This is a genomic window from Streptomyces sp. NBC_01294 (genome assembly GCF_035917235.1).
Classification (GTDB): domain Bacteria; phylum Actinomycetota; class Actinomycetes; order Streptomycetales; family Streptomycetaceae; genus Streptomyces; species Streptomyces caledonius.
Map to the genome: position 1 here is coordinate 98,402 of NZ_CP108424.1, position 10,639 is coordinate 109,040.

Annotated in this window: 6 protein-coding genes; all 6 read right to left on the minus strand. The window is 75.1% G+C overall.

Annotated elements, in window-relative coordinates:
* Nucleotides 1-18 precede the first annotated feature (18 nt).
* A complete protein-coding gene (locus OG534_RS37710) occupies nt 19-6,147 on the minus strand; it encodes an SDR family NAD(P)-dependent oxidoreductase (protein WP_326594141.1) in 6,129 nt (2,042 codons plus the stop codon).
* Nucleotides 6,148-6,219: 72 nt separating this feature from the next.
* Complete coding sequence (locus tag OG534_RS37715; RefSeq protein WP_326594143.1) at nt 6,220-7,008, minus strand: polyketide synthase; 789 nt, start codon at nt 7,006-7,008, stop codon at nt 6,220-6,222.
* A complete protein-coding gene (locus OG534_RS37720; protein ID WP_326594144.1) occupies nt 7,005-7,763 on the minus strand; it encodes an enoyl-CoA hydratase/isomerase family protein in 759 nt (252 codons plus the stop codon). Before OG534_RS37720 ends, OG534_RS37715 begins: the two co-directional genes overlap by 4 nt.
* On the minus strand, nt 7,760-9,013 hold the full coding sequence (locus OG534_RS37725) for a hydroxymethylglutaryl-CoA synthase family protein (protein ID WP_326594146.1): 1,254 nt from the start codon (nt 9,011-9,013) through the stop codon (nt 7,760-7,762). Before OG534_RS37725 ends, OG534_RS37720 begins: the two co-directional genes overlap by 4 nt.
* An 18-nt stretch (nt 9,014-9,031) precedes the next feature.
* On the minus strand, nt 9,032-10,369 hold the full coding sequence (locus OG534_RS37730; protein WP_326594147.1) for a beta-ketoacyl synthase N-terminal-like domain-containing protein: 1,338 nt from the start codon (nt 10,367-10,369) through the stop codon (nt 9,032-9,034).
* Nucleotides 10,366-10,605: a phosphopantetheine-binding protein gene (locus OG534_RS37735; protein ID WP_326594149.1), complete on the minus strand. Its 240-nt coding sequence runs from the start codon at nt 10,603-10,605 to the stop codon at nt 10,366-10,368. Before OG534_RS37735 ends, OG534_RS37730 begins: the two co-directional genes overlap by 4 nt.
* Nucleotides 10,606-10,639: the final 34 nt, after the last annotated feature.

Consider the following 10,639-nt stretch of genomic DNA (forward strand, 5'->3'; position numbering starts at 1 on the left):
TGGCACCAACTCTCTCGTTCAGGCCCGGTCGTGGGCACGGTCGGCGGACAGGTGGGCGGCGAGCGCGGGGACGGTCGACTCGCTGAGCAACTGGAGCGGCAGGGTCCGCCCGAACCGCTCGGTGATCTCGAAGCGCAGGTTCATCAGGTTGATCGAGTCGATGCCGTGTTCGAGCAGGGTGCGGTCGGGGTCGACCGGCCCCGCCGCGTCGGGTACGAAGCCCGCGACGAGGCGCGACAACTGCTCGGTCACCGCATCCTTGGAACTGGCCGGCGCTACGGCGGGCGCGGCTGCCGGGGTCGGGGTGGTGGTCGGCGCGGGCAGGGGGGCGGGAGCCGGTGCCGGAGCGGACACCGGTGTGGGCAGGGGGTCCGGTGTGGGCGTGGTGTCCGCCGTGACCGGGTCGGTGATCCAGAGCCGGCGCCGCAGGAACGCCGACGTCGGGAGCGGCACCAGCCGGGTGCCCGGCTCACGCGGCGCGGCACGCTCGATGTCGAGGCCCGACAGCCAGAGCTCGCCGAGCTGGTGCAGGCGCCGGTTGCGCCACAGGTCGGCGAGGAACGCGGTGGTCTCCGGCACCGTGTCCAGGTCCCGATGGGCGCGGCGGCCGTCCCGCAGGTCGGCGTACCGCACGGCGGACTCCCCGCCCTCGCCGGTGCCGGCCGAGCGGGCGAAGGCGCCGAGCGCGGCCGCCAGGCCGGCGGTGTCGGTCGCCACCACGGCGAGGCGACAATCCATGGCGGACCGGCCGGTGCGCAGGCTGTACGCCACCGCCCGCAGGTCGGCGGGCGCCTCCGGGCCCTCCAGCCGGCGCGCGAGGCGGTCGGCGGTGACCGCCAGGTGCTCCCGCGTCGGGGCGGAGAGCAGGACCAGTTCCGGGCGGCCCGGCTCGGCGGCGGCCGCGCGGCCGTGCGACTCGGGCAGGTACTCCTCGACGATGACGTGGGCGTTGACTCCGCCGGCGCCGAAGGAGCTGATGCCCGCCCGTCGCGGCAGCGGGCTGCCGTCCGCGCCGGTCAGTCGCTCCCAGCGGCCCGGGGTGTGCTGGAGGACGAAGCGGGTGTCCTCCAGGCGAAGGCCCGGGTTGACCGGGTCGGCGTGCAGGGTGGGGACCAGCTCGCCGTGGCGCAGTTGGAGGACCACCTTGGTCAGCGCGGCGATGCCGGCCGCCGACTCGCCGTGCCCCACCGCGGACTTGACCGACCCCAACGAGCAGGGCACGCGGCCGGAGCCGTACGCGTCCTGGAGGCCGGCCAGCTCGACCGGGTCGCCGAGTTCCGTCCCGGTGCCGTGCGCCTCGATCACGTTGACGGTCGCCGGGTCGGTGCCGGAGTCCCGCAGCGCGGCACGGAGCACCCTTGCCTGCGCCCACGGGCTCGGCGCGGTGAAGCCGTTGGTCCGCCCGCCGTGTGCGACCGCGCTGCCGCGGACCACCGCGTGCACGGTGTCACCGTCGGCCAGGGCGGCGGCGAGCGGTTTCACCAAAACGGCTCCGCCGCCCTCGCCCGGGCCGAAGCCGGCCCCGTCGGCGCCGAAGCTGCGGCACAGGCCGTCGTCGGCCAGGAAGCCGGACTGGCGCAGCATCCGGAACCGGGAGGGGTGGACGTACAGGTTGACCCCGCCGACCAGAGCGGCCGCGCACTCGCCGCGGCGGAGCGCGTCGAGCGCGAGGTGCAGTGCGACCAGGGAGGACGAGCAGGCGGTGTCGACCGGCTGGCTCGGACCGCGCAGGTCCAGCAGGTAGGACAGCCGGTTGGGCAGGCTCCAGTAGTGCCCGGAGGGCATCTCCCGGTGTCCGGCTGCCCAGCGCTCGGCACCCAGCAGCTTGTAGTCGCTGGAGGTGATCCCGGCGAAGACGCCGACGCTGCGGCGCTCGCCGTCCGGCGCGACGAGGTCGTGCAGACGCGAGCCGGTGTATCCGGCATCCTCCAGCGCCTCCCAGGCGACCTCCAGAAACAGCCGTTCCTGCGGGTCGAGCAGGGTGCCGTCGTGGGCGGACAGTCCGAAGAACGTCGGGTCGAACGCGTCTACGCCTTCGAGGAAGTGGCCCCGGGCGTTGACGCCGCCGGCGTCCGGCCAGCGGTCGGTGGGCAGGTCGGAGGCGGTGTCCTTGCCGTTCAGCAGGTTCTGCCAGAAGGCGTCCAGGTCGGGCGCCTGCGGGTAGCGGCCGCTGATGCCGATGATCGCGAAGCGGTCATCGGTGGACGGCGCCGGCCGCGTGCCGGCGGCGGATGCCGGCGCGGCGGCGGGGACGGCGAGGGCGGCTGACACGACGGCCGGGTCCGCCGGAGCCAACGGTGCGACGACCGTGGCCGCCATTGCGGCCGGTGCCGGCGGGACCGTCGGTGTGGCCGGTGCCGCTACGGGGACTGCCTGGGCGGCGACCAGGTGGTCGACCAGTTCGTCCAGGTCGCGCAGGCCGAAAAGCATCTCCGGCCCGACCGGTGCCACCTCGGCGCTGAGCCGGGAGGCGAGGGTGCGGATCATGACGGAGTCCAGCCCCATCGACTCCAGCGAGGTGTGACCGCCGATGCTGCCCGCGGGGCGGCCGATGGTGTCGGCCACCGTCCGGCTGACCCGGTCGGCCAGTTCGGCGCGCCGGCCGTCATCCGCCGCAGCGGGATCGGCCGACGCGACGACGGGGGCGACGGAAGCGGAGGGAGCGGCGGCCGTCACCTGGGCGGCCGCGGCCGGTCGCTCCAGGTGGAGGGCGGCCAGGTGGGCCCGCCACGTGGCCGCGTCGCCGTGGAAGAGCGAGACGACCTCGGGGCCGTCGACGGCCAGCAGGCGGTCCAGGGCCGCGAGCCCGACGGCGGCGGGCAGCGGCGCCATGCCGGTGTGTTGGGCCACCACTTCCAGGACCGGCTCGGGAATGCTCATCCCGGGGACGTCCCAGAGCGGCCACTGCACCGACAGCGTCCTGCCGTGCCGCTCGCCGCGCGCCACCTGCCCGGCGCGGTGGGTGGCGAAGCCGTCGAGGAAGCCGTTGGCGAACGCGTAGTCGCTCTGGCCGAGGTTGCCGGTCACCGCGGCCACCGAGGAGAACAGCACGAACGCGTCCAGCGGGAGGGCCGCGGTCGCCTCGTCCAGCGCCCGCGCACCGAGGATCTTGGGCGCCAGCACGTCGGCCACGTCCCGGGGGTCCTTGCGCACCAGGTAGCCGTCGCGCACCACGCCGGCAGCGTGGAAGACGCCGTGCAGGGCGCCCTCGGTCCGGACGATCTCCGCCACGAGCGCTGCGGCGGCCGCTGGGTCGGTGGCGTCGGCCCGGGCGTAGCGCAGGCGGTCGCTGCCGGAAACGGCGCTGCGGGTCGCTTCGGCGAGGTCGTCCCATGCGGTCCGTCCGCAGAGCACCACGCGAGTGCCCGGACGGTCCGTCAGGTGCCGGGCCAGTGCTAGGCCGATGCCGCCCGCACCGCCGCTGACCAGGTACACGCCGTCCTGGCGCACGGTGGGGCGGGTTGCGGGCAGCGGGAGCGGTACCAGCACCCGACGCAGCCGCCCGGCGGAGCGGAGGTCGGCCAAGTGCCCGTGCTCAGCGGCCGGCGCGGCGATCTCGGCGAGCAGCCGGCTCGCGTCCGGCGTGCCGTCGGAGGTCAGCACAGCGCGGCCGGAGAGCCGGGGGTTCTCCTGGCGGAGGGTCTGGACGAGCGCTCCGGCCGCGTCGGCGCGGGTGGGGTCCGCGGTGACGGCCAACAGGGTGAGCTGCTGGGTGCGCAGGACGGCCAGCGCCGAGCGGGCGGCCTCGAACGCCGCCAGGTCCGCGGCGGTCGCGGGGGCGCCGTCCGCGGGAGGGGTGAGCCGCAGCACGACGGTGACGGCCTGCGCGCCGGTGGCTCGCAGCGCCTCGGCGGCGGTCCGGTCCCCGCCCAGCTGGTGGACGTCGAGCCCGGTGGCGGCGAGAGCGGCCGCCAGGTCGCCGGCCGGGTCGTGCACGAGCACCGGGGCCGTGGGGGCAGGCGCGGTGGCCGGGAGCGAGGCGGGGATCCACTCCTGCCGGTGCAGCACCGGTTCGATGAGCGGCACGTCGGCCAGGACCTCCTGCGGGGTGCGGGCGCCGGCCGACTCGGCCGGAGTCACGTGCGAGGCCTCGGCGAGTGCCGAAGTGGCGGCAGGCGTCGGGGGTGTGACGGGGGCGGGGCGTTCGACGTAGTGGCGGTCCGGGGCGAAGGGGTAGGCCGGCAGGGAGAGCCGCCTGTGCCGGGCGGGCGGGCTGACCGCGGCCCAATCCACCGTGTGTCCCTGCGTGTACAGCTTGGCCAGGGCCGCCAGCTCGACCGGGCCGGGGTTCTCGCCCGCCCGCTCCACCAGCCGGGCCAGCAGTGCGGCCTGGGCGCGGCGGACGGCCGCGTCGGGCACGGCGGCGTCAGGCGCGGTGTCGGTGCGCCGCGGGTCGGCCGAACCGGCGGCGAGCAGGTCCAGCGACTCCAGCAGTTCGTCCCGGCCGGAGATCAGCAGCGCGGAGCGGTACGTGTGGTGGGTGCGGGCGACGGCCAGGGTGTGGGCGACATCGGCGGGCGACGCGTCGGAGCCCGGGCCGCGCAGCCAGCGGGCCAGGTCGGCGGCGTGGGCGGCGGGCGCGTCGGCGCGCCGGCCGGACAGCGGGACCAGGACGGGCGGGGCGCCGTCGTCGGTGGCGGGACGGGCGGCCGGCTCGGGGGCCTGCTCGACGACGACGTAGGCGTTGGTGCCGCTGAAGCCGAAGGAGCTGACGGTGGCCCGGCGGGGGCGGCCGCCGTCGGGGCGGGCCAGCTCGCGGCGCTCCCCCGCAACCGTGAACGGCCCCTGGTCGAACGGGATCTGCGGGTTGGCCCGGGTGTAGTGCAGCGACGGCGGGACCAGCCCGGTGCGCACCACGCCGGCCGCCTTCAGCAGCCCGGCCAGGCCGGCCGCGGCCGAGGTGTGGCCGATGTTGCCCTTGACCGATCCGATCGGCACGCTGGCGGGCGCCAGTCCGGCGCCGGCGAACGCCTCGTTGAGGGCGGTGACCTCGATCGGGTCGCCGAGCGGGGTGCCGGTGCCGTGGCACTCGACGTAGTCGATGCCGGCGGGGTCCACCGCGAAGCGCTGCAGCGTGTCGCGGACCAGGGCGGCCTGCGAGCGGGCGCTGGGTGCGGTGATGCCGTTGGTGCGCCCGTCCTGGTTGAGCCCCGACGCCCGGATCACCGCGTGCACAGGGTCGCCGTCGGCGAGCGCCTTCGAAAGCGGCTTGAGTACCACGACGGCGCAGCCCTCCCCCGGCACGATGCCGTCGGCGGCGGCGTCGAACGGTCGGCAGCGCCCGTTGGGGGACAGCATCCCGGCCGCGCTCATGAACACGTGCGGGAGTTCGGTCAGGTACAGCGTGACGCCGCCGACCACCGTCAGGTCGGTCTCGCCGAGCCACAGTGACTGGCAGGCCAGGTGCAGTGCGGTCAACGAGGACGAACAGGCGGTGTCCACCGTGACGGCGGGGCCCTTGAGGTCCAGGTGGTAGGCGATCCGGGCGGCGAGGATCGAGTTGGAGTTGCCCTGCATCACCTGGGGGAGCCGCTTGTACGGGCTCTCCCGCTCGACCAGGTCCTGGTAGTCGTTGAGCATGACCCCCGCGTAGACGCCGCAGCGGGTTCCGGCGAGCGAGCGGGCGTCCCGGCCTGCGTGCTCCAGCGCTCGCCACGCCTCCTGGAGGAAAAGGCGCGCTTGGGGGTCGGTCAGCTCGGCCTCGCGGGGAGTCATCCGGAAGAAGTCCGCGTCGAAGCGGTCGGCGTCCGCGACGTAGGCCCCCCAGCGGGAGACCGAACGGCCCTCGGCGGCCGGGTCCGGGTCGTAGAACTCCTCGGTGCGCCAGCGCTCCGGCGGCACTTCGGTGACCAGGTCGTCGCCGTCGAGGATCCGCTGCCAGAACGTGTCCGCGTCGGCGGCGCCGGGGAAGCGCGCGCTGTAGCCGATCACCGCGACGGGCTCGGGCCGGCCTGCCACGAGCCCGGCGGCGGGCGCGGTCGGCGCGGCTGTCCCGGCCGGGGGCTCGGCGGCGGGCCGGGAGGGAGCGGCTGCGGGCTCGGACGGGCGCGGTGCGGCCGCCGGGCTCCGGCCGGCGAGCAGCGCCTGGGCGGCGGCCCGGTCCAGGCCCCCGTCCTTGAATCGGGTCAGGATCTCTTTCGCGTCCATCAGTTCTCGCGGTCCTCGCGTCGGCGGTGTCGGTCTGGTCGGGCGGCGGTCCGGCTCTCGGCCGGCGGGGGGTCAGGGGTGTTGGCGGTCGGCGGCGCCGTAGCCGCCGACGATGCGGTCCATCACCTCGGGCAGCCGGAAGGTGGTGCGGTGCATGGCCGCCTCCCGCGCGATCGCCGCGTCGGTGGCGGCGAGCAGCGGTGCGGCCAGGTCCTGCTTGAGCAGTTCCAGCGAGGCGCGCGGCGCGTTCGCGATGCCGGCGGCCAGCGAGTGAGCGGTGGACGACACCTCGTCGTGCGCCACGACCCTGACCGGCGCCCCGCGTTCACGGAGCTCGGCGCCGCGGTGGTTGCGCGCGGTGTAGAGCATCTCGGTGCCGAGCTGGTGGCCGAAGCGGGCGGGCAGGAGGTGGGTCGCGCCCATGCCGGGGGTGAAGCCGTAGCGCATGAAGTTGGCTGCGTACACCGACCGCTCGCTGAACACCGCGAGGTCCGCGTAGAGCGCCAGCACCAGGCCGCCGCCGATCGCGTGCCCCTGGACCGCGGCCACCACCGGCAGCGGGCAGCGGGCGAAGACCCGGAAGAAGTCGTCGGTGTCGAAGCTGCCGTCGCCCCGGGCGAAGTGGACCAGCTCCCGCTGGGACCCGCCGGCACAGAACAGCTCGGGCATGCCCTCGACGACCAGGACCCGGGTGCGTTCCTCGGCGACCGCCCGGTCGACGGCGTCGGCCAGGCCGTGGCTGAGCGCCGGGCCGAAGGTGTTGCGGCCCTCGTGGTCGGCCATCCGGACCACGGCCACCGGTCCCTGCCAGGACAGGTGGACCACGTCGGCGGCGCCGTTGCTCGCCGTGACCGCGCTCATGCTGCCGCTCCGGCCTCGCGCAGCCGAGCCAGCAGCTGCCCGGTCCCCGGGGCGGCGAACCGCTCGATCAGCAGCCGCGAGGCGTCGTGGCCCAGGTGGGCGTCCCTGGGGAACAGCCGGGCGCGGTAGTCCTTGAGCGCTGCGGTGGTGCTCCGGTCGGTCCGGCCGAGCCCGGCGAGCACCGGGGGCAGCAGGTCCTCGGCGCGCGGGCCGGCCAGGTCGGCGAGGCCTGCCCGGTGTGCGGTGCCGGCGTCGAACTCCTCGGCGCGCAGGGTCGCGGCGAACGCCCGCTGCTCGCCGATGCGGCGGGCGACGAAGGGCAGGGCCATCGCCGGGACGAGCCCGGCCAGTACCTCGGTGAGCCGGAAGCGGGCCCGCTCCCCCGCCAGGACGAGGTCGCAGGCCGCGGCCAGGCCGGCCCCGCCCGCGGTGGCCCGGCCGTCGACGACCGCGACGGTGGCGAGCGGACTGCGGGTCAGCCGCTCCAGCAGGGTCCAGTAGGGCAGTTCGGCGCCGTCCGGCAGCGGCTCGGGAGCGGGGTCGCCGCCGGACAGGTCGGTGCCCGCACAGAAGTCCTCGCCCGTGGACGACAGAACGAACACCCGGCAGTCCGGGTCGCCCTCGGCCTGGTCGAGGGCCCGGGCGAGCGAGCTGAGCAGGTCGGCGTCGATCTGGTTGCGCCGCTCGGGGCGGTCGAGCACGGCCCGCAGCAGCCCGCGGCCGCGGACGACGCGTACGGCGTCCTGGCGGCTCATCGGCCGGCCCCCAGCCAGACGTACTCGCGGTGGTAGTTGCGCACGGCCTCCAGAACCAGCCGGGGGCGGTTCGTGCCGCCGTCGAAGCGAGCCTTGGTGATCTGCGGGAAGCGGTCCAGGTCGAAGGTGAAGTCGCGGGTGCCGAACTTGAGCTCGGCGGTGGCGGTGAGCAGCTCGTCGTACTCCGGCACGGACAGCTCGTAGCGGTTGTCCAAGGCCTGGCGGATGCCCATGGCGCGCACCGCGCGCTGCGACTCGGGGGTGACGACGGCGCTGTAGAACTCGGAACTGCACCCAGAGCCGTAGGAGAAGATCCCGACGCGCTGCTCCCGGTCGATGACGGCGTTGTCGATGGTGCTGGCCAGCGCCAGGAAGACGGTGCCCGCGTAGATGTTGCCGACCTGGCGCGGGTACTCGACGGCCGCGGACAGGCGGGCGGTGAAGTCGTCCTCGATGGCCTGCGGGGACATCCGCTTGAGCTTGCGCAGGACGGCCCGGTGCGCGCCCTTGACCATGCCGGGGAACGGCGTGTGCATGGCCAGCAGGTCGAAGCTGTCCACCAGGTCCGCGCCCTCGACCTTACGCGCGTAGTCGGTGAAGGAGCTCTTGAGGCAGTCGATGTAGGTGAGCAGCGACAGGTCGACGTCGCCGGCCTCCGCCTCCGGGTCGGGGCGGCAGGTGTCCATCACCTCGTAGCTGTGGAAGCCGTTGGCGCCCCGGTCGAAGGAGGCGACGACCGGCTGGTCGCTGATCAGCATGGCGACCGCGCCGGCGCCCTGGCTCGGCTCGACGTAGGTGTGCGGCACGGGGCGGGCGACGTCGCTGCTGATCACCAGGGCCTTGGCGCCGTCGAACGGGCTGGCGGCGACCACAGCCGCGGCCATCTGCGTCGCTGCCGTGCCGCTGTAGCAGGCCTGCTTGGTCTCGAACAGGCGGCAGGAGCGGGGCAGTCCGAGGTGGTCGTGGACGTAGGTGGCGAGCGACTTGCCGAAGTCGACGCCGGACTCCGTGCCGACGATCAGCAGTTCGATGCGGCCGCGCTCCTCCTCCGACAACGCGTCCACGATGGGCTTGGCGGCGTTGACCGCGAAGGAGACGGCGTCCTCGCAGTGCAGGGCGACGCTCTTGCGGGCCATCATCAGGTTGTCGATCCGGCTGTCGTCGAGCTGCCGGGCCGCGAACAGGGTCGGGACGTCGACGTAGGTCTCTCCGCAGTAGACGTTGATGGCTTCGATGCCGACCGGCTTCATGGGGTGGTCTCCCTAAGGTCAGGTGTGGTCAGGGTTCGGGTGGGCCGGCGCGGCCGTGCGCGCGGTGCCCGGCAGGCGCAGGACGACGGAGGCGTTGACGCCGCCGAACGCGAAGCTGTTGCTGAGGGCGGTGCGCATCGGGTGGCGTTCGGCGCGGGTGCCGACCAGCGGCAGTCCGGGGTCCAGCGGTTGGTCGAGGTTGGGGTTGGGGTGGGTGTGGCCGGCCCGCAGCTGGCCGATGACGGCGACGGCCTCGACCAGCCCGGCGGCGCTCAGGCAGTGCCCGGTCAGGGGCTTGGTGGAGTTGATCCGCAGTGACCGGCGCTCGCCGAACACCTCGCGCAGCGACGCGGCCTCCACCTCGTCGCCGAGGACCGAACCGGTGCCGTGCGCGTTGACGTAGTCGACGTCCTCCGCGGTCAGGCCGGCCGAGCGGAGCGCCGCCCGCATTGCCGCGGCCTGGCCCCGGGCGTCCGGCTCGGTGCCCCGGCGTGCGTCCAACCGCTGGCCGTGACCGGCGATCTCGGCGAGCACCTCGGTGCCGCGGGACCGGGCGACGGCCGCGGACTCCAGGACGACCGCCGCGGCGGCCTCGCCCCGGACGAACCCCTGGCGGGCGCGGTCGAACGGCCGGCACATCCGTTCCGGCGTACCGCGCAACGCCTCGTGGGCCATGGCCCCGGTCCGGCGGAACGCCTCCGCCTCGACCGGGGACAGCTCGGCGGCCGGCGCCACCACCACGACCCGCCTCGCCCATCCCGAGGCAACCATCCGGGCGCCCTGGATCAGTGCGATCGTGCCGCTGGCGGACGCGCCGCCCACCGTCCAGCCCTCTCCGCGGACGCCGGTGACCTCGCTGACGGTGCCGACCACGTCCACGTCGAGGTGGGTCAGCGCGTACGAGGCCCGTAGCCGCCCCGGCGAGCTGTGGTGGCCGAGCACGGTGGCGGCCTGGTGGGCGAGGGCGAGGTTGCTGCCGGCGACCAGCAGTGCGGTCTCCTCGCCCCACGCGCCGCCGGGTTCGAGTCCGGCATCCAGCACGGCTCGCAGCGCCACGCAGGCCGCGGTCCTCGCCGGCAGCGCGGCCCGGCCGGCGACCCGCCGCAGCAGGGCGGCGGTCCCGCCGTTGCCGGCGAGGTGGCGCTCGGCCCACGTCCCGAGGACGAAGTCGTCGAGGGCCGCGACGGGCAGTGGCCCGCCGTCCGGGGAGCCGTCCCCGGACGGCATCCGCACCGCACTGCGTCCCGCCAGCAGGGTGGCGGTGAAGCCGTCCAGCCGGTCGCCGAGCGGGCTGAGAACGGCCGCCGCGGTGACCGCCACCGGCTGCGCCGCGGCCTCGGGCGCGTCGTCACTCACACGTGCTCGCTGAGCACGGCGACCAGGGACCGCAGGTCGTTGGCGCGGGTCAGCTGCTCGGCGGGCACCCGGACGCCGAGGTCGTCCTGGGTAGCGATGACCACGTCCATCCGATCGATGGAGTTCGCGCCCAGCTCTCGCATGCTGTGGTCCAGCGTGATCTGCGACTCGGGCAGATCCGGAATCACGTCGATCAGGTTGCGGCGGACGACGGCGAAGATCTCGTCGGGGGTCATGGTGTCTGTTCCTCGGTTCTCGTACGGGTCGGGC

Coding starts and splice junctions, on each gene's coding strand:
- OG534_RS37710 (WP_326594141.1), bottom strand. CDS start 6,147: ATGGACGCGAAAGAGATCCTGACCCGATTCAAGGACGGGGGCCTGGAC.
- OG534_RS37715 (WP_326594143.1), bottom strand. CDS start 7,008: ATGAGCGCGGTCACGGCGAGCAACGGCGCCGCCGACGTGGTCCACCTG.
- OG534_RS37720 (WP_326594144.1), bottom strand. CDS start 7,763: ATGAGCCGCCAGGACGCCGTACGCGTCGTCCGCGGCCGCGGGCTGCTG.
- OG534_RS37725 (WP_326594146.1), bottom strand. CDS start 9,013: ATGAAGCCGGTCGGCATCGAAGCCATCAACGTCTACTGCGGAGAGACC.
- OG534_RS37735 (WP_326594149.1), bottom strand. CDS start 10,605: ATGACCCCCGACGAGATCTTCGCCGTCGTCCGCCGCAACCTGATCGAC.